Origin of the sequence: Microcoleus sp. B4-D4, assembly GCF_036705185.1 — a bacterium.
Classification (GTDB): Bacteria; Cyanobacteriota; Cyanobacteriia; order Cyanobacteriales; family Microcoleaceae; genus Microcoleus.
Window position 1 is genome coordinate 1 of sequence record NZ_JAUBTX010000047.1, and the last position, 19,191, is coordinate 19,191.

Sequence of the window (19,191 nt, forward strand, 5' to 3'; positions counted from 1 at the left end):
GGTTATTGGTTATTGGTTATTGGTTATTGGTTATTGGTTATTGGTTATTGGTTATTGGTTATTGGTTATTTGTTATTTGTTATTGGTTATTTGTTATTAGAAAGAGAAGAGACAACAGTCAACAGTCAACAGTCAACAGACAACAGTCAACAGTCAACAAAAAAACCTGATAACTCGCGAATTAATTCCCTAATTTTCCGAGCTTGATGACATCTAATGGGGGCACAAATTCGCGTACTAGATTCCAGAAATGGGCGATCGGCGGAATTTGCATTCGATCGTGAGTTGTCACCAATACCACTTCGCGAGTCCAAGCCGGATCGATCGCCAAAACCTTGGAATTTGAGTTTTCTTTGGCGACGATGGGCCGAATTGCTAAAGTGCGATCGCCCTGGGCCTCAATCAAAGCTGAATGCGGTAGCAAAGCAATCAATTCTCCCTGTCGCACCACACCCCGAAAAGCATCGAGAGTGTTGAGTTCCAAAACAGCATGAAGCTTAGCGCCGATGCGTCCAAATTGTTCTTGCACCATCCGCTGCATTCCGTACCCGTCCTTAAACACCACTTGCGGGTAACGAATCAATTCCGGCCAAGGTACTCGATCGTACACGGCCAGGGGATGATTTGCCGCCATCAATACCTCGATCGGCTCATTGTAGAGTACCTCAACCAACATTTCCGGGGCTTGAGTAAAATAACGGTTGTTCATCACCACCGCGATGTCCACCAAACCGTCTTTGAGAACTTTCAGAGCTCGATCGCTCCCCAGCGCAGTCACCCGCAACTGCACTTCAGGATAATCGCGACAAAACCTTTGCAGCACAGGCGGCAAATAAGCAGCACAAACCGAATGAATCGCAGCCACGCACAGTTCCGGCTGCTTTCCCGCCAGCAAATCCCCCAATTCGACCGCAGCATTTCGCCAAGTCTGACAGATTTTGCGAGCGTGAGGTAACAGGCGTTCCCCTCCCACAGTCAGCTTCGCGCTTCCCGCGCGGTGAAACAGCGACAAACCCACTTCCGCTTCGAGTCCCTGCACTTGACGGCTAATAGTCGATTGAGTCACGCCGCACTTCCGGGCCGCTTGCTGAAAGCTCCCGGTTTCAGCAACCGAAAGAAATGCTTGAAGCTGCTCTAAGCGCATGGATGTTTAATTCTAGATGGTTTCAGACATTTTCCTCGAACGATCGTAAGTAACGTTAACCGATTTAGTTGAAGAATTTAGTAGAATTTGATACAGTACAGATTAGTTTTGATGCTGACAGACGCGGAGATGCTCGTTTTTACGAACCAACTTGCTGGGGCAGGATTTCGGAGCGTCCGAGTAAATGTCGCTTCTCGAATGTTGAAGGGATTTCTGAATCTGCCAACTTATCAACAAACCGATTAAATTTCGATAAATTTAGAGAATTTTGCCAGTTGATAGCTCAAGATTTTTAATAAAATTAGCAGTCGCCATCGCTCGCTTGCGTTATGCTGCGGGATTTTTTGTTGAATTTTGATCTCAAAAGATAGCATTTAATTTGATAATTAATGGAGCATTATAGTACCTGAGTTTCCCTATAATTGTCAATAAATGTCCGAAGATTGGGCACGGTTAAAACCTGCAATGAACTTTTATCCCGGCTGAAAGTGACTGTTATTTTCTGTTTCTTTGTGTATAAACTAGGAATTAGCGGGTCAGCAACACAAGTGCAAGTACGATCGCACGCACGGGAAAGCCGAAATGCTGCAATTTCTTCTTAAAATTATGTCATTTAACCACAATTTTATTTCCCAAGGTGGATTAGAAGAGTGGCCACCGCAGTTAATGGGACTGCACGCGGTCAGCGATTTGTTAATTTCCTTGGCTGATTACTCAATTCCAGCGATTCTGACATACTTTGCCTGGAAGCAGCGCAAGTTGCCTTTGAGCAGGGGGTTTCTGTTATTGGGAGCCTGGTTTTTCTGCCGGGGCACAACTCATCTGATGCAAGTTTGGATGCTGGTGCATCCCAGCTACTGGCCCTCAAGTTTCCTCGCCGCCATTACGGCTGTGATTTCTTTGTGGGCTGTGGCGGAACTGATGCCATCGCTTTCTCAACAATTCTTGGCTTTGGACGGTTTGGCTTTTTTCTCGGCAAATACAGCGCCGGAAACTCAAAAGCTCGATCGAGCTCCTGCTGTCACGGCCATTAAAAATTCCGCCGCCTCCCCCCCAAACGAACTCCAGCAAATTAACCAGCAATTGCTCGCAGAAATAGCGCAGCGCGAGCGAGTCGAGCAAATTCTGCTCGATACTGTCAGCAAGCTGCAAGAAAGTGAAGAACGCTTCCGCGTTTTTCAGGAATTATCTATAGATGGATTTAACGTGTTCCGCAGCCGTCGCGACGAATCTAAAATTGTGGATTTTGAATGGGAATACGTCAATCCCGCAGCGGCAAAAATTCAGCACATGACTCCTGAAGAATTAATCGGAAAGCGATTGCTGGAAGTGCTGCCCGGTCATAAAGAGCGCAATTTGTTCGACCGTTACGTGGAAGTTGTAGAAACAGGAACTCCCCTCGATACCGAGATTTATTACAACAGCGAAGGCATTGTCGGCTGGTTTCGGATTGTGACGGTTAAATTGGGCGACGGTATAGCGATTTCTTTTAGCGATATTACTGAGCGCAAGCAAGTAGAAGCATCTTTGGGCGACGCGATGCAAAAACTAACTTCTCATTTTGAAAATACACCCCTAGCTGTGATTGAGTGGGATGAAAATTGTCGCATCAGCGGGTGGTCGCCGGCGGCCGAAAAGATTTTTGGGTGGAAGAGAACAGAAGTTTTAGGCAAGCATTTTAGCGAATGGAATTTTATTGGGTATGGCGATTTTGAAGATGTACAATCGGCAATTGATAGTTTAAAAAACCCACAGACTCGCTGCAATGTAGTTCGCAACAGCAATTATAATAAGGGCGGTTCGTTGCTCCACTGCGAGTGGTACAATTCGGCTTTTTACAGCGATTCGGGACAGTTAATATCGGTGCTGTCTCTGGTTTTGGACGTGACAGAACGCTTTAATTTTGTGGAAGTGCTGCGACAGTCTGAAGAACGGTTTCGGATTGCGGCAAAAAGTGCTAGCGATTTGATTTACGAATGGGATATCGATACGGGTATCGTGCTGTGGTTCGGTGAGATAGACGAACATTTGGAGTACGAAAAAGGCGGATTTCCGAGGACGAGAGCAGCTTGGAACAGTATCTTGCATTCGGAAGACCGAGATCGAGTCCTGGCTGCGCTCGATCGATATTTGAGCGCGCCAGACTGTTCTGCTGCCCCATTTTCATTTTTTGAGGAATACCGCGTTCAGAACCAAGGTGGCGGCTGGCTCCACTGGATCGATCGCGGCATGGCAGTGCTTGACAAACAAGGTAATCCCTACAAATTGATCGGGGCGATCGGCGACATCAGCGATCGCAAACAAGCCGAAGCACAGCGGAATCTCGCCTTGGCGCGGGAACAAGTAGCCCGCCGCCAAACAGAAGCCAGCGAACGGTTGTACCGCGCCCTCGCTGAAGCCATCCCGCAAATAGTTTGGACTGCTTTACCCGACGGTTCCCTCGATTATTGCAACCAGGGCTGGTTTGAATATAGCGGCATGACGCTGGAGGAAACTAAAGGCTGGGGGTGGCAGCCAATTTTGCATCCAGATGACTTGGAACACACCCTAGAACGCTGGAATAACTCGGTACAGACTGGGCAGACTTATGAGGTGGAATACCGCTTTAAACGGGCATCTGACGGGGCTTACCGCTGGCATCTGTGTCGGGCATTGCCCGTGCGGGATGCTGAGGGCAAAATCATCAAGTGGTTCGGGACTTGTACGGATATTGACGATCGCCACCGATGGACCCAAACAGCCGATTTCCGCGCCCGAGCCTTGGCTTTGCTGTCCTCGGCTTCCCTAGATTACCAGCAGGCGCTGCAAGGTCTGGCAGATTTAGCAGTACCTGAGTTGGGGGATTGGTGCTGCGTGCATTTAATCGAACCCGACGGCTCGCTCCGCTTGCAAGCAGTTGCTAACTCCGATCCGAACAAAGTCGCCCTGCTGTGGCAAATCGACCAGCGCTTGCCGGTAGACCCCCAGGGAAGGCACGGAGTGGCAAAGGTGCTGCGGACTGGGGAGGCGAAACTTTACCCCGAAATACCGAATTGGGCGCTCGAAGCGGTGGTACCGGACAGGGAATTGCTGTTGGTGCTGTGTTCCCATAGCCCGCTATCGGCAATCTGCGTGCCGCTGATGGCTCGCGGGCGGACGCTGGGAGCGATTTCGCTGCTGTGCGGGGAGTCTGGCCGCCGCTGCGGGCCGGGCGATTTGGTTTTGCTGTCGGATTTGGCGCGGGATGCGGCGGTGGCGATCGACAATGCGCGGCTTTACCGGGAAGCTTCCGAGACCAACCGGATTAAAGACGAGTTTTTGGCAACGCTTTCCCACGAGTTGCGGACTCCTCTCAACGCGGTGGTGGGCTGGTCTCAGATGCTGCGACAGCGCAAGTTGAGTCCCGAAAAAACGGCTGTGGCTTTGGAGACGATCGAGCGAAACGGGCGGTTGCAGACTCAGATGATTGAGGATTTGCTGGACGTTTCCCGGATTGTCAGCGGTAAAGTGTGTTTGAAGCTGTCCCCGGTGAATTTGGTTGGGACTGTAGAAACGGCCGTCAAGGCCCTGATTCCTGATGCTGAAGTTCGCGGAGTTGAATTGGTGAGTTATTACGGCGAAGGAGTGAGTACCTTGAGGGGCGATGCTGCTCGTTTGCAGCAGGTGGTGTGGAATTTGCTCTCGAATGCGATTAAGTTTACGCCGCGGGGAGGTCGCATAGAAATCAGGGTCTGGGATGACGGGGAATCGCGATCGGCTGGTGATGCCATTTTGTCTGTGTCTCCGGTTCACTCTGTGACGATCGCCATCACCGATACAGGAATTGGCATCAGCAAGGAGTTTTTGCCGTTTGTGTTCGATCGCTTCCGCCAAGCTGACAGCAGTTCTACGCGCAATTACGGCGGGCTGGGACTGGGATTGGCGATCGTCCGCCATCTGGTGGAACTCCACGGCGGCACTATCTGGGTCGAAAGTCCAGGGGAAGGACTCGGCTCGACTTTTGGGGTGCGATTGCCAATTTAGTCAGTTGTTAGTTGTTGGTTGTTAGTTGTTAGTTGTTAGTTGTTAGTTGTTAGTTGTTAGTTGTTGGTTGTTATTTGTCAGTCAACAGTCAACAGTCAACAGTCAACAGTCAACAAGACTAATTCTCCTACCATTCTTGCAGGGCGATCGCAATTCCCTCTCTCAATCCCGGTTCCAGACTCTCTTGTTTAACTAAACTTTCTAATTGCTGCCGAACCTCCGCCGCACCAAGCCGTTTGAGTGCTGCGGCGCCGTGCAGCCTGACGCTATTGTCGCCGTCGGCTAACAATTGAATCAGCGCGTTTAGCGCTCTGATATCACCTAATTGTCCTAACGCTAAAGCTAAAGATTGTTTGATTTGGGCAGGCTGCACCGCCGGATAATTCCCCTCCAGCAAACCGATCGCAATTTCAGCAGCTTTAACTTTTAACTCCGGCTTTGACCCTCGCCCTAAAACAGCGGCAATTTCTTGACAAACAGCAGGATTAATGTTATCAATTTGCCAGGATTCGCTGGCATTTAGCACTCGATCGCTATTTGTGAATTCGCTCGGTTGTGCGTTAAAAAGCGATCGCCCAATCAGCGCAGTTTGCAAATATTCTAAAGCAACTGCAGTTTCGCTCCAGCCTAGGGCGCGCACAGTTTCGATTTGCAATTCCAGGGGAGTTGCGGGGTTTCGCAGGAATTCAAATAAAGCAGCAGCAGCAGCATCGGTTTTCAGTCGCCCGATCGCGATCGCCGCTTGTTGGGACACTTCAAATCGGATGTCCCAAAGCAAAGGTTTGAGCAAATTAACTAAATCTAATTCTGCATCTAAATAAGCGCGAACTCCCAGAGCTCTCACGGCTTCTTTTCTAACTGATGTCGCCGCATCTTTGAGCGCTTCTACCAGTACCGGCGGGATGCGGGAGTCGTGAAAACTACTCAAAGCCTCGATCGCAGCCAGCCGCACTGCAATTCTAGAGTCTTTGACTACACTCAACAGCGGGGCGATCGCTTCGGGGCGGCGAATTTGGGCGAGGGCTGCTGTTGCAAACTGTCGCGAGTCTTCCTGCTGCAATAGAGTTGCTAGGGATTCTATAGCTGTTGGGCCGAAATTGGCGAGGGTTTGGGCCGCGATTTGGCTCAATTCTTCGTCGGAATTTTTGACTAATTGTACTAAAGCTGCAATCACTTCCGGGCGCTCGAACTTTCCGAGAATGCGGGCCGCAAACCACCTGGGTTCGGTGTCTGCGTCTTCGTCTTCGATCGCGGCAATTAAAGGTGCGATCGCGCCATTTCCCAGATTTGGCAATACCTTAGCAATTTCCCAGCGGTCTTGAAAATCCCCCCATTCCAAGGTTTGTATTGCTAAACTTACAGCTTGTTCTAAAAATAGTTTTTCCTGTGGCTGGCTGCGGTTGGCTGTCACTTGCTGCAAGCATTCGACTACAATAGGCCAGTTTTGGCGATCGGCAGCGGCTTGCGCTTGTTCCAAAATATGAGACATAAATTTAATTTAGCTTCAAGAAGGTAGATGACAGCTAGCCCAGAAGCGCGATCGTCTCCCGCAATCTGTTGCTACAATTATCAATTATTTTAGATTGATGTCAATCCCTCACCAATGGTAAAATATAATGAAAACATTAAATCAATCCATTTAAATCATCAATTCGTCATATTTTTTCAACAAAATAATCAATTCCTACTTAAATAAAAATAGAGCTAATAAATCCCAATTAAATAAAGCCATTTCTTCCTTCGGTTCCCAGTGCGGACTCAACTCCGCACTACGAACCGTGACATAATTAATTTTTTTACCCAACTCTTAGCCCATTTTTCAATGAAAAAAGCTCTCCTTTTAGTAAACCAGCACTCCCGAAGAGGGAAAGAACTATTATCTCAAGCCACTGCCAAATTAGAAGCACTTGATTTTGAATTAATAGTAAAATCAACCGACAGCGCCAGCGAAATTTCCGACACAATTCGGAAGCACAAAAATCAAGTCGAATTAGTCATCATCGGTGGTGGCGACGGCACACTTAACTGCGCCATCGAAGGTTTGATGGACACTAAATTACCCTTGGGTATTTTGCCGATGGGAACAGCTAACGATTTAGCCCGCACTCTCGGAATTCCTACCAATTTATCCGCAGCTATTCAAGTAATTGCCAGCGGTAAAATCCGGCTTATAGACATAGGCTGGGTAAACCAACAGCATTTTTTTAATGTAGCGAGTTTGGGATTGAGCGTCGAAATTACCCAGAAACTGACTAAAAATGTGAAGCAGCGATGGGGAATTTTAGCTTATGCTTTTGCTGCTTTGCAGACAATTTTTAAATCGCGACCATTCAGAGCAGAAATCAAGGTCAATAACCAATGTTTTAATGTAAAAACAATTCAAATTGCCATAGGCAACGGCCGCTACTACGGCGGCGGCATGACAGTTGCCGAAGATGCCACCATCGACGACAAGCGACTAGACTTGTACAGTTTAGAGACACAACATTGGTGGGAAATCCTTGCTTTGCTGCCGGCAATGAGGCAAGGAAATCATACCACTTGGCCGAAGGTTCGCGCCTTGCACGCTCAAGAATTTGAGATTAATACTAGCAAACGCCGTTCGATTAATACCGACGGTGAAATCACCACTCACACGCCTGCAAAATTCCGAGTGATTCCCCAAGCTTTAGCAGTTATAGCTCCTGTATAAGTTTGTAGTGATATCAATTCCGGTTGCACTCATATATAACTGTTGACTGTTGACTGTTGACTGTTGACTGTTGACTCGAAAAACTGAATGGTTGATTGTTAACTGTTGACTCGATTTTATGATTCCGATGCAACCAGAAACGATATGAGGATTTTATTCCTCTGATTTTGACACAGACTCAAGTCCTCACTACAAACCGAATTACCATAATTAATAATCGCCTCCCGCGCCGTATTGCCACGCTTCAACTAATCGGTTAAAATAATATTGCTGTTCTGCCGATAAATTTTTAACCTGCGGTTCTACCGCTTTCCCCAATGGCTGCAATCCCGTATAAATTCCTAAATTTACATAATGAACCATCCAATCAAGCAAATTAGCTATTCCCACCTGCGGAAGGATTTTCATCACTAATCCGGGATGACTAATTGCTGTTTTAAACAGGGTTTTTGACAAAGCCGGAAATAACACAATATCCTGCAGAAACGGTTTGAGTACCGGTTCTCCCAACTCTTCCATTACCTGAAATACAGCAGCCAAAAGTTGATTGATTTGATTGGGCTCAATTTTTTGATTCATCGCAGCACTCATCGAACGCTGAAACAACCAGGTAACAGATAGATTGGGCTGGTACGGTTGCAAAAGTGCGAGGGATTTTTTGTCTAAACTCTCGCTTGTCAAAGCTTCGTCAATTCCGAGAGTCAATCGTTTGAGGTGGCGCACCATTGCCCCAAAACCGCCGAAGCTGAGGGGCGATTGGCTACCGCTGCTGTCTCCGACTGGAAGTATGCGATTCCAAGGCATTTTTAGAGGACTTTGGCGATAGCAGGGAAAAAATCCGTAGAGTGCTCTTTGGAATTTTAACTGTTCGAGTTTGACGTTTTGATATTGTGGCAGCAAGCGCAAATATTCTTCAAATAATGTTTCTAAACTGAATCTTTCTGTGTCAGCGTCTATGTAGGTAAATAAGTAAGTAGTGCGCCCGTCTCTGGCTGGAAATGCTTCCCAAAAGTATTGGCACTGATTTTGCATTGGGGTGAAGGATGCAAATATGTCGCCGGTTTCGTTTTTGGGATATCCTTGGGCGCAAGTGCCGACTACTAAACATACTGCGTCGGGTTTTTTGCCTTGTCTGGCTTGGCGGACAATGGGGGAAAAATGTCCCATTGCATCTAAGAATAATCTGGTTTTAAATAAAGTTTCGGCTATAGGTGAATCTGTAATTGCCGATTCTACCGCGACTCCGTTCGGGTGAATTGTTGCTGTTTTAAATGGTGTGTTTTCAAATAGTTTGCCTCCGGCTTGGAGAAATTTTTGTTTGAGGGTTTCGAGGAGGTAAACTGGGTCTATTCCGATGTTTAGTACGTCGCGCACCCAAATGTCGGGGGTGTTGGCAAAGCTGATGCGGGCTGGGTTGTATTCGGTGGCTATTGCTTTGTCTATTTCAGCAGCAGTCAGCAAATTTAGTTCTAAGAATGCGTCTAATTCTTTGCGCGAAATGTTCCATTCTTGTTCGCGCCCTCGCAGGATGCCGCGTTCGAGTAGGGCTACTCGCCAACCTCGCACGGCTAAGGCTGTTCCGATGAGTATTCCTAGGGTTCCGCCGCCGATAACTATGTCGAAGTCGAGGGTTTCGAGGGGTTGTTGGTTGTGCTTGACTGCTTGGGGTGCTGGTGCGGTGTTTTGTTTGAGGTTGTTCCAGAGTCGATCGACCTTTTGCAGGCCTTCAAGGGCATTTCCCGGCACTTGGGAGAGGATTTGTTCGGTGAGGGACATCGGGTTTTAAGATTGAAGAGCGGTGGATTTTCTATAATTTAGCTTAGATCGATATTTCCGAGAGTTTTAGGGCTGATGTGGGGCAAAAAACCCGGTTTATAGGAGTTTTGGGCTTAACGATAAATCACGCCAGAAACCAGGTTTCTGATAAGTAGGATGCGTCAGCTACGACTATTTTGGCGACAAACCAACAATCTCATGCTGACGCACGCCCGGAATTAAATCAAGGGTGCGTCAGCATGAGACTTTTTCGGAACGATTATTAAGATGTCAAAAATGACGCACCCTACGATTTTTGTTCCGGTTCAATCAGCGGTGCTTAATTCTTCTACTTGCAGTCGATCGCACAAAATTGGTTCGCACGCCACACCACCAGTCTCTGCGGCTGTCCAAATTTCTAATTTAGCTTCCGGTACCGCTTCAAACAAAAAACGTTCTCCTGGAAACACCGTTCGCTCAAAATGCCAATTAGGAATATTTGTAATTCGAGCAATTTGCACTTGGCTAGTATTGTTAAGATACCAACACAAAATGCGCGTACTCTGTTCGGAAATTACCTCATTCATTGTCAAATTCATTTGTTTTACTTGTTTGTGAAATTGTGTAATCCATCGGCTGCTAGCCCGATCTTAATATAACATATTACAATAAAAAAATAGACATACTTTGGGTATATTAATAAATACCTCTGCAGGAAAAATTGCTCTTTTCTACGTGTTCCCAAGAAGGTGCAAAAGGCGGCATTGCTAAATTGCAAGATTTCCATCCTCCCCTCACAGGTGCATTCAACAATTGACAGTGACCAACCGATCCTCTTGGATCTTTGTAGTGACCGCAAAAAGCGCATTTAGAAGCAGAAGTGCAGCGCCGATCGCTAGTTACAAGAATGGGTTCGGTGTGAATATTGTTGCGTTGTAGAGTTAGAGTTTCCATCGATATTTTTTTCAAATCTTCACTCTCAAGTATGACAGCCGGATTTCAGTCGCTGCGTCTATCTCAAGGCTTAGTTCGATTTTAAGTTTTGTTTAGGGATCGATAGAAAACATATCTTTTTTGACGGAATCAAACTAGGGAGCAATTAATTTTTCTCTAATTTTAATTTACTGCCCTGGCTCGATCGCCCTCGGTTACTGTCTGAGGAAGTACACCTCAGACGCCAGTTAGTTATCCGTGCCTAGCTGGCTGAACAAATCGGCTAAAATTGTATTAGAAAATAAAAAACCTTCAGGATCGCTCAACCTCAAATTTCCCGAAAGCGGCAGTTTCGCGCCTTCGCCTAAAGTTGCCTCAAGCGGCTCTATTCCGTAGGAAATCGCCCGATCGGCTGTCACGATTTCCACCCATCCTTGTCGCCAGTAAGGTTGCAAACAATCCCAAATTCGATCGACTGTTTGCTGCGTAAACTGTTGAGTCAGCGCCGAAAGGCTAACTCCTTCTGCTAAACGCAAGCCTAGCATCAGCGTTTCTAACAAAATGTCATTTTCTGAGACTTGAACATTTTGATCGATTGCTGGGTAAATATCCTGCGGGGTTTCCTCCCCTATTTTTGGGGTGGCTGCAGAAGCGATCGCACAGATCGATCGCACCCACTGATAATATTCTTGAGTTTTGCGAGGTCTTGTCAACCTCCGCCCTTGCACGTAACTCGCCGCCCCCATTCCCAAACCGTAATAAGGGCGATTTTCCCAATAGACGCGGTTGTGGCGGCACTGATAACCGGGCTTAGCGTAATTAGAAATTTCGTAATGTTCGTAGCCAGCCTCAGTCAAAATCGATCGCGCCAAACGGTACATTTCAGCAGCGGTTTCATCTGCCGGTAGCGGCTGCGCGCCTGCTTCAAAGTAGCGCCCGAAGGCCGTTCCAGGCTCAACAATTAAGTCGTAACTCGACAGGTGAGTCGGGCCAATTTCTACCGCCGATTTAAGGGAAGTTTCCCACTGTTCTAAAGTTTGGTGCGGCAGTCCCGAAATTAAATCTAAACTGAAATTGACAATCCCGGCCGATCGCACGATTTCTACTGCTTCAAAAATTTCTGCCACAGAGTGCGATCGTCCGCAAGCTTGCAGCAATTCATCCTGAAAAGCTTGCACTCCCAAACTAACTCGATTTACTCCCGCCGCTACATATCCCCGCAACTGTTCTAAATTAAAAGTACCAGGGTCTATTTCTATAGAAATTTCCGCCCCAGCAGCAATCCCAAATTTGCCGTCTAGAGTCTCTAAAATATGGCTCAACTGACTGACAGAAAGCAGCGAAGGCGTGCCGCCACCAAAAAAAACTGTTTTCAGAGATGCGCCTAAATTTGGAGTTGCTTGAATTTCTTCACACAGTGCGGCAACGTATTGCACGATTGTGCCGGAATTTTCGCCATTTTTGCGATCGCCCACCACAAAAACCGGAAAATCGCAGTAGTAACAGCGGCGGCGACAAAAAGGTACGTGCAGGTAAGCCGAACTCGGAATGCCGGAATTTGCTGCTTGGCCGCTTTTTTTGAATTCAAATGTTAAATAATCTGTAGTAGCGTTCATTACTCTCAAGCCACAATTGCCAGTTCAAATCTCAAGCTTTAATTAAAGCATCATTAATAATTATGTATATTATGACAGTTTCTCAGCAATAACGGCCTGGGTTCGAGCGGCTATTTTAGTTGCACCTCCTATCGGAGGCGATCGGCAGAAATTCCCGAATAGCCAGAGATTCGTGTATTGGTATCTGGTAGATGCCCTCGACAGATCTCGCTAAATCTAGCTCTTGCTCGATCGCGCATCCCCTTCACGGTAGAGGCGCGAAATATAAGTTCATTAAAATTTATGAATCAAGATAGCGATATCCGACCGCAACGTCGGAAAAAACTATCAGCACGGGAAAGATATAATGTAAACAAATTCATTAACCTAGAACTAATGCTAGACGCAATCATAATAATCTCATTCATAATCGCAGGCGGAGGCATCGGCTATTACGGAGTCGAGCTGCTACCGAACAACCTGCTGGAGCAAGTTACAAATATACAAGGTTTAAGTTCCGTACTAGGCTCGTTTGGAGCATTGATTGGCTTCGTGTTCGGATTAGTGGCTCAAACAACCTATCGGCGCGTAGAAAAAAGAGTCCGGGATATGCCGGTGGAGATGCTGCTGACACGGGCGATCGGCTTAATCATCGGACTGCTAGTAGCGAACTTAATGCTGGCTCCGCTATTCCTGCTGCCAATTCCCCGCGAGTTCGGCTTCATCAAACCTCTAGTCGCAGTCTTGGGTAGCGTCATGTTCGGCTTCACAGGCGTCAGCTTGACAGACACTCACGGCCGTGCTTTCCTGCGACTGATCAACCCCAAAAGCTTAGACACGGTGTTGGTAGCCGAAGGTACTTTCAAACCAGCCTCTGCCAAAGTTGTCGATACAAGCTGTATAATTGACGGCCGGATTGAAAACCTGCTAGAAACAGGTTTCCTCGAAGGTCAAATTATTATTCCGCAATTCGTTCTGCAAGAACTGCAACTGGTAGCCGATTCCGCCAACGATCAAAAGCGAGTGCGCGGGCGCCGCGGCTTAGATGTACTCAACCGCATCAAAGAAACATATCCAGAACGGATTCAAATTCACTCGGCTGACTACGAAGATATTGCCACAGTCGATGCAAAATTAGTCCGCTTTGCCTTGGATATCGACGGCATTTTGCTCACCAACGATTACAACTTATCTAAAGTAGCTACCGTCCAAAAACTGCCGGTTTTGAATATCAACGATTTGACTCATGCGGTGCGCCCGACTTATTTGCCGGGAGATACGATCGAACTAAAAATCCGCAAAGAAGGCAAAGAACCCTCTCAGGGAATCGGTTACTTGGATGACGGCACAATGGTAGTCGTAGAAGCAGGAAGCAGCTACGTCGGTGCCGAAGCCAGAGTCGTAGTCACCAGCGCCCTGCAAACTAGCGCCGGCCGCATGATATTCGCCCGTCCTCAAGAATCCGTTATTGTTTGAAACCCAGAAACAATGACCACGGCAATCAGAATCAAATATTGCGATCTTTCCAATCTGCCCTGACTCTCTACCGCGCCCGGTATGACGAATCGGGGCAGTGTTTTTTTGTGTGTCTTAAATGTTGGGAATCGGCAAGTATAGCAACCGCCCCGGCGGTTAGGACGTAGCGCTCTTTCATCACTCTCTGATAAATTGACGATTTTTCGAGGATACAGCCCATGAAGATTCAAGGTTTCACCCCAAAGTGACAAAAGAGGGATATAAGCCGAATGGCAGTCACAAATAGGGGAGCAAGGAGACACGCAGAAAGAAAAGCGTTTTATTGATTTTCCATAGTATTATCTTATTAAAAATTGTGTAAGAAATTTATGAGAAAGATGAAAGCCGCTGTTTTTGTAGAAAAAGGGCGAATCGAGATTCAAGAAAAACCAATTCCTGAGATTGGGCCTACTGATGCACTGATGAAAATCACCACGACGACAATCTGTGGCACAGATGTTCATATACTCAAAGGTGAAGTACCCGTCCAGCCTGGACGGACACTAGGACATGAACCAATTGGCGTCATTGCAGAACTCGGCTCAGGAGTTCACGGCTATGAAATAGGACAGCGTATTCTTGTTGGCGCTATAACTCCTTGTGGTCAGTGCAATTTCTGTCTTGACGGCTACCAAGCGCAGTGCGGCGGTAAGCCAATGGGTGGTTGGCGCTTCGGCAATACCATTGATGGTTCTCAGGCGGAATACATGCTAGTGCCGAACGCAATGGCAAATTTGACTCCCATACCTGACGAATTAACCGACGAACAGGTGCTCATGTGTCCCGATGTTATGAGTACGGGTTTCAGTGGTGCCGAAAGCGGAAATATCAAGATTGGTGATACAGTCGCCATATTTGCCCAAGGACCAATTGGTATGAGCGCAACTGTTGGTGCCAGACTCAGAGGTGCTTCCAAAATCATTGCCGTCAGCAGCAATCCAGCACGCCTGGAAATGTCCCAAATGCTTGGCTCCGACATTGTTTTAAACTATAAAGAGTGCAATCCAGTCGAAGCGATCCTGGATTTGACTGATGGTCGCGGTGTAGATGTAGCGATTGAAGCACTCGGTATTCAGGAAACCTTTGAAGCCTGTTTGCGTGTGGTTAAACCAGGCGGAATTGTATCGAGTCTAGGAGTCTATTCTGGAAAACTTGCCATTCCTGTAGATGCCTTTGCCGCCGGTATTGGAGATAAGAAAATTCTTACCACCCTCTGCCCCGGTGGAAAAGAACGTATGCGGCGGCTGATAAATGTCATACAGTCCGCTCGTGCCGACCTGAGACCTATGATCACACACAGGTTTAAGCTAGATCAAATAAAAGAAGCGTATGAATTATTCGGCAATCAACGAGATGGTGTGATAAAAGTTGCCATAAACCCATAAATCCATGATTGAACTGCAGCATTTTTGTCTCGTTCATCGCAACTCACCGCTACATCGGGATAGTAATAAAAATTTGATGTATCGAGCATAACTTTCATGTCTGCCATGTAAGGCATACAACCACTTCCCCGAAGATGGTTCCTCAAAAGTACAGATACGTTCCCCGTGATAATGGCATGAGGTTTGCTTGCCCCTGCCATTGCATAGATTTCACCTTGCCTGTACTCGTGTTTGATGGGGCTGACTTTCTCGCCTGCTAAATAATCTTCGGGGGAGATAGAGGTGCAGCTTTTACTTGCAGTCATCTAAATTTGAGGTTGGTGAGGATTACATAATTATAGCCGTAGCTTGCGGGGCGGAACGCCATCGCCCTTTTTCACCTTTCCCCCAAATTTTTAACGGCGGCGCGGGGCCGGAAGCCTCGCGCTATTGCCATTTTGCGGTTGCGGTTTTTCTTGCAGCTTCATCGTCAAACTTACCCGCTTTAACTTCTCATTCACCTCCAAAACCCGCACTTTCACAACTTGTCCGACTTTGACAATCTGTTTCGGATCGTCTACAAAGCGATCGGCTAATTGAGAAATATGAACCAAACCATCTTGGTGCACTCCCACATCAACAAACGCTCCAAAGTTAGCTACATTCGTGATGATGCCTTCTAATTCCATCCCCACCTGCAAATCGGAGATTTCTTTAATTCCGGCTTGGAAAGTGGCATATTTAAACTCGGCGCGCGGGTCTCTTCCCGGTTTTTCTAGTTCGGAAATAATGTCTCGGAGCGTCGGTTCTCCGACTTTCTCTGTGACATATTTTTTAATATTTACAGTCTTGATTTTTTCCGATATTTGTGTTGTTTCACTCAGCGGCAAACTTAAATCTTTGGCGATCGCCTGCACGACAGCATAACTTTCGGGATGAACTGCTGTATTGTCCAGCGGGTTTTCGCCGCCGCGAATGCGAAGAAAGCCGGCGGCTTGTTCAAAAGCTTTTGGGCCGAGTTTGGGAACTTTCAAGAGTTGGCGGCGATTTTTAAATGCGCCGTTTTCGTTACGGTAATTAACGATATTTTTGGCAACTGTTGCCGTCATTCCTGACACAAATGTCAGCAGTTCTTTCGAGGCTGTGTTTAAGTCAACTCCGACATAATTAACGCAGCTTTCGACTGTTTCGTCGAGTTTCTTTTTGAGCAGTTTTTGGTCAACGTCGTGCTGGTATTGACCAACTCCTATTGATTTCGGGTCGATTTTCACGAGTTCGGCGAGGGGGTCTTGCAAGCGCCGCCCGATGCTGACTGCGCCGCGGACGGTGATGTCGAGGTCGGGAAATTCGGCGATCGCCACATCGCTGGCTGAATAAATCGATGCACCGGATTCATTCACCATGACTTTAATCGGTTTCCTGTCCATTTGGGCCAAAACTTCCGAAACAAATTCGTCTGTTTCCCGAGAAGCTGTACCGTTGCCGATCGCGATTAATTCAATCTTATATTTTTCAATTAAATGCTTGACAATTTTACCAGCTTGCTGTCGCTGAGCGGCCGCTTGGTGGGGGAAAATTGCTTGATATTCTAAAAATTGCCCGGTTTCATCGAGGGCGGAAACTTTGCACCCCGTGCGAAATCCCGGATCGATCGCCAGTGTGGGTTTCATTCCCGCCGGCGCCGACAGCAGCAACTCGCGGAGGTTGGTTTCAAAAGTGGCGATCGACTCGATATCAGCGGCGGCTTTGTTGTGCGATCGCACTTCCGTAATCAAGGAAGTCTTCATCAGTCGGTTGAAAGCATCCTTCAATGTCGATCGATAAAACTCTTTAACTTCCGGTATCCTAGTTCTAATTTCCTGAGCTTCCAAATAAGCCATCACTGCGGATTCATCAAAGGCCAATTCTAAATCTAAAACCCCTTCCGTTTCCCCGCGAAACAGCGCTAACATATTGTGCGACTGAACGCTTCTGGCTGCAACTTGGTAATTGCGGTACATTTCAAATTTAGTGCTTCCTTCCGGGAAATCATCTTTAATTTTCGAGACAAAAACTCCTGTTTTCATCAAAAAATCTCGCAAATAAGCCCGCAATTCTGCTTTTTCCGAAACCGCTTCCGCCAAAATATCTCCAGCACCTTTGAGAGCTTCTTCTGAAGTTTTTACTCCCTTTTCTTCCGAAATATATTTGCTAGCTTCCCCTTCGAGATCCGCAGGCTTAGCTGTCGGCAGGTTCAGAGACTTGATAAAATTTGCCAGGGGTTCCAAACCTTTTTCTCTAGCAATTGTCGCTCGCGTCCGCCGCTTGGGTTTGTAAGGCAGATAAAGGTCTTCGAGTTCGTTTTTTTGCAAGCACGATTCAATTTTAGCTTGCAATTCCTCCGTGAGTTTGCCCTGAGAGGCGATCGTATCTAAAATCGACTTTTTGCGGTCTTCAATTTCCGTCAAATAAGTAAAGCGATCGGAAATATCCCGCAAATGAATTTCGTTGAGGGAATCGGTACGTTCTTTGCGGTAGCGGGCAATAAACGGAATAGTTGCGCCCTCGGCGAAAAGTTCCAGAGCATTATTGACTTGGGAGAGATTGATGTCAAGTTCTTGAGCAATCAGTTGAGGAATGTTGAGCATAGTACAGAATTTTGGGTCAGTCAATTTTAGATTTTAGATTCACTTCACGGAAGAAGGTAAAAAGGTTTCCAATAAAAGTTTGAAAGGTGTTGGCGATTGTCTTGCCACTATTAAAGTTATTTTAGCATAAATCTAGTATTTTTTCAAAATTACCAGTCAAAATCAGACTAAAGTCCTGCTTCTAACTCCCAAAGAGGACTCGCCTTCCCACCGAGCAAACCGGTTCGTAGTGATGAATTCAGTCCTTCTTGTCACAAGTTTACATTCAGAAATTCAGTCCTTATTATAACTCCTAAAAATTACTTTTTCCCTACTTTTTACACAGGCTCGTAGTGATGAATTCAGTCCTTCTTGAGACTCCCATAAAAAAACAAGCTTCTCCCTACAAAAAAAATAATATTTAACAATAGTTTGATTAATTAAGCTTATTTATTGCTAACACTATTTGCAGTCAACTCATCGGCGTAAGGTGACTGATGCAAATAAGCCTTACCCGCAGAACCAAAAAGTTGCAGTTTGCCAGAAATCACCGATCGCATAGCATCGATCGCCTTTTGCATAACTTCCAACAAATCAGGAGCTGACAAAGAATTGCTAGTTTTCAACACCTCCATATAAGCATCGCGAACTTCCGTATTCACATTAAACTTAGATACGCCTAATTTAATAGATTGATTAATCATCGATTCTGGCAAACCGCTAGCGCCGTGCAACACTAACGGCACCGAAACAGAAGCCCGGATTTTTGCCAAACGCGGAAAATCGAGTTTCGGTTCGCTGAAATATTTGCCGTGAACGTTGCCAATTGTTACCGCCAGAAAATCCACCTTAGTTGCTTGAATAAACTCTACAGCTTCCACTGGATCTGTCATTTTAGCCGCTTTTTCTTCGATTGTCAAACCATCTTCTGTGCCGCTAATTCGACCGATTTCTGCTTCAACCACCGCACCGTTAGCGTGGGATAATTCAGTCATTTTGCGAGTAAATATTAAGTTTTGTTCGTAGGACAAAGGAGAACCGTCAGCCATAATTGACTTGATGCCGGCGGCTAGGGCGAGGTGAATATCTTTTTCTGAGGTGCTGTGATCTAAGTGTACTGCGATCGGGACTAAAGACTTGCGCGCGGCTTCCATGCAAAGCGCGACTAAAGGCGATTTTCCGTATTTGAGGGCGCTGGGGTGAAGTTGCAGCATCGCAGGACTTTGCAGCGCTTCGGCGGCATCGATGACGGCTTTTACTCCTTCGAGATTGTACACGTTAAAAGCGCCGATCGCATAAGCGTTTCTCCGGGCCGTGTTCAGCAATTCGCTAGTTGAGGCGAGCATAAATACCTGACTTAAAAAAATTAGAAGGAAGATGGAAGATGGAAGATGGAAGAAGTCATTAGTCATTAGTCATTAGTCATTAGTCATTTTACCCTGAGCGAAGTCGAAGGGTAGTTATTAGTCATTAGTCATTAGTCATTAGTCATTAGTCATTAGTCATTAGTGCTGTCGCCTCCGAGCTTTCCGTACAACGTCATCAGGAAGAAAGAAGCTGTAGGGTGCGGATACATCGACAATTC

The 19,191-nt window shown here is 46.6% G+C and carries 13 protein-coding genes and 1 pseudogene; 5 read left to right on the top strand and 9 right to left on the bottom strand.

Annotated features, from left to right (window positions below; genetic code table 11):
• A pseudogene (locus QUB13_RS24890) lies at positions 1-207 on the top strand (hypothetical protein); the annotation flags it as partial.
• Here QUB13_RS24890 and QUB13_RS24895 read toward each other — a convergent pair.
• Positions 182-1,144 carry a LysR family transcriptional regulator gene (locus tag QUB13_RS24895; protein WP_333386213.1) on the bottom strand — a complete coding sequence of 321 codons (963 nt, stop codon included), beginning with the start codon at positions 1,142-1,144 and terminating at the stop codon, positions 182-184. The pseudogene QUB13_RS24890 and the gene QUB13_RS24895 overlap by 26 nt on opposite strands.
• 582 nt (positions 1,145-1,726) lie before the next feature.
• Here QUB13_RS24895 and QUB13_RS24900 point away from each other — a divergent pair.
• A complete protein-coding gene (locus QUB13_RS24900; protein WP_333386215.1) occupies positions 1,727-5,146 on the top strand; it encodes a PAS domain S-box protein in 3,420 nt (1,139 codons plus the stop codon).
• 127 nt (positions 5,147-5,273) lie between these two features.
• Here the strand turns inward: QUB13_RS24900 and QUB13_RS24905 are convergent, their stop codons facing one another.
• Positions 5,274-6,635 carry a HEAT repeat domain-containing protein gene (locus QUB13_RS24905; RefSeq protein WP_333386218.1) on the bottom strand — a complete coding sequence of 454 codons (1,362 nt, stop codon included), beginning with the start codon at positions 6,633-6,635 and terminating at the stop codon, positions 5,274-5,276.
• 333 nt (positions 6,636-6,968) lie between these two features.
• On the opposite strand from QUB13_RS24905, the gene QUB13_RS24910 reads away from it, so the two are divergent.
• Positions 6,969-7,838, top strand: coding sequence for a lipid kinase (locus QUB13_RS24910; protein ID WP_333386221.1), 870 nt, complete (start codon positions 6,969-6,971; stop codon positions 7,836-7,838).
• Between the two features lie 210 nt (positions 7,839-8,048).
• Here the strand turns inward: QUB13_RS24910 and QUB13_RS24915 are convergent, their stop codons facing one another.
• The 4 genes from QUB13_RS24915 to hemW all read right to left on the bottom strand — a co-directional run bounded on the left by QUB13_RS24915 (position 8,049) and on the right by hemW (position 12,142).
• A complete protein-coding gene (locus QUB13_RS24915; RefSeq protein ID WP_333386224.1) occupies positions 8,049-9,614 on the bottom strand; it encodes an FAD-binding oxidoreductase in 1,566 nt (521 codons plus the stop codon).
• Positions 9,615-9,919: 305 nt separating this feature from the next.
• The gene (locus QUB13_RS24920) at positions 9,920-10,192 is read right to left on the bottom strand and encodes a DUF1830 domain-containing protein (RefSeq protein ID WP_333386227.1); all 273 of its coding nucleotides are present in this window, start codon (positions 10,190-10,192) and stop codon (positions 9,920-9,922) included.
• A 97-nt stretch (positions 10,193-10,289) separates the two neighbouring features.
• Positions 10,290-10,547: a hypothetical protein gene (locus QUB13_RS24925; RefSeq protein WP_333386230.1), complete on the bottom strand. Its 258-nt coding sequence runs from the start codon at positions 10,545-10,547 to the stop codon at positions 10,290-10,292.
• A 227-nt stretch (positions 10,548-10,774) separates the two neighbouring features.
• Positions 10,775-12,142 (bottom strand): radical SAM family heme chaperone HemW, encoded by a 1,368-nt coding sequence (gene hemW / locus QUB13_RS24930; RefSeq protein ID WP_333386233.1) that lies wholly within the window; start codon positions 12,140-12,142, stop codon positions 10,775-10,777.
• Positions 12,143-12,517: 375 nt separating this feature from the next.
• Between hemW and QUB13_RS24935 the strand changes: the two genes are divergently transcribed.
• Both QUB13_RS24935 and QUB13_RS24940 read left to right on the top strand, forming a co-directional pair.
• Complete coding sequence (locus tag QUB13_RS24935) at positions 12,518-13,597, top strand: PIN/TRAM domain-containing protein (RefSeq protein WP_333386236.1); 1,080 nt, start codon at positions 12,518-12,520, stop codon at positions 13,595-13,597.
• Positions 13,598-13,974: 377 nt separating this feature from the next.
• Positions 13,975-15,021, top strand: a complete 1,047-nt coding sequence (locus QUB13_RS24940) for an NAD(P)-dependent alcohol dehydrogenase (protein ID WP_333386238.1) — start codon at positions 13,975-13,977, stop codon at positions 15,019-15,021.
• On the opposite strand, the gene QUB13_RS24945 is transcribed toward QUB13_RS24940, so the two are convergent.
• The 3 genes from QUB13_RS24945 to QUB13_RS24955 all read right to left on the bottom strand — a co-directional run bounded on the left by QUB13_RS24945 (position 14,982) and on the right by QUB13_RS24955 (position 18,952).
• Positions 14,982-15,326: a Uma2 family endonuclease gene (locus tag QUB13_RS24945; protein ID WP_333386241.1), complete on the bottom strand. Its 345-nt coding sequence runs from the start codon at positions 15,324-15,326 to the stop codon at positions 14,982-14,984. The two genes, QUB13_RS24940 and QUB13_RS24945, sit on opposite strands and share 40 nt — an antisense overlap.
• A gap of 90 nt (positions 15,327-15,416) precedes the next feature.
• Positions 15,417-17,627: a Tex family protein gene (locus QUB13_RS24950; protein ID WP_333386244.1), complete on the bottom strand. Its 2,211-nt coding sequence runs from the start codon at positions 17,625-17,627 to the stop codon at positions 15,417-15,419.
• 425 nt (positions 17,628-18,052) lie between these two features.
• The gene (locus QUB13_RS24955) at positions 18,053-18,952 is read right to left on the bottom strand and encodes a class II fructose-bisphosphate aldolase (RefSeq protein WP_333386247.1); all 900 of its coding nucleotides are present in this window, start codon (positions 18,950-18,952) and stop codon (positions 18,053-18,055) included.
• Positions 18,953-19,191 lie beyond the last annotated feature (239 nt).

Excerpts from the sequence above, each read along its gene's own strand:
- QUB13_RS24940 (WP_333386238.1), top strand. The coding sequence starts at position 13,975 with ATGAAAGCCGCTGTTTTTGTAGAAAAAGGGCGAATCGAGATTCAAGAA.
- QUB13_RS24910 (WP_333386221.1), top strand. The coding sequence starts at position 6,969 with ATGAAAAAAGCTCTCCTTTTAGTAAACCAGCACTCCCGAAGAGGGAAA.
- QUB13_RS24935 (WP_333386236.1), top strand. The coding sequence starts at position 12,518 with ATGCTAGACGCAATCATAATAATCTCATTCATAATCGCAGGCGGAGGC.
- QUB13_RS24925 (WP_333386230.1), bottom strand. The coding sequence starts at position 10,547 with ATGGAAACTCTAACTCTACAACGCAACAATATTCACACCGAACCCATT.
- QUB13_RS24915 (WP_333386224.1), bottom strand. The coding sequence starts at position 9,614 with ATGTCCCTCACCGAACAAATCCTCTCCCAAGTGCCGGGAAATGCCCTT.
- QUB13_RS24900 (WP_333386215.1), top strand. The coding sequence starts at position 1,727 with ATGCTGCAATTTCTTCTTAAAATTATGTCATTTAACCACAATTTTATT.
- QUB13_RS24950 (WP_333386244.1), bottom strand. The coding sequence starts at position 17,627 with ATGCTCAACATTCCTCAACTGATTGCTCAAGAACTTGACATCAATCTC.
- QUB13_RS24895 (WP_333386213.1), bottom strand. The coding sequence starts at position 1,144 with ATGCGCTTAGAGCAGCTTCAAGCATTTCTTTCGGTTGCTGAAACCGGG.
- QUB13_RS24955 (WP_333386247.1), bottom strand. The coding sequence starts at position 18,952 with ATGCTCGCCTCAACTAGCGAATTGCTGAACACGGCCCGGAGAAACGCT.
- QUB13_RS24945 (WP_333386241.1), bottom strand. The coding sequence starts at position 15,326 with ATGACTGCAAGTAAAAGCTGCACCTCTATCTCCCCCGAAGATTATTTA.
- QUB13_RS24920 (WP_333386227.1), bottom strand. The coding sequence starts at position 10,192 with ATGAATTTGACAATGAATGAGGTAATTTCCGAACAGAGTACGCGCATT.
- QUB13_RS24905 (WP_333386218.1), bottom strand. The coding sequence starts at position 6,635 with ATGTCTCATATTTTGGAACAAGCGCAAGCCGCTGCCGATCGCCAAAAC.
- hemW (WP_333386233.1), bottom strand. The coding sequence starts at position 12,142 with ATGAACGCTACTACAGATTATTTAACATTTGAATTCAAAAAAAGCGGC.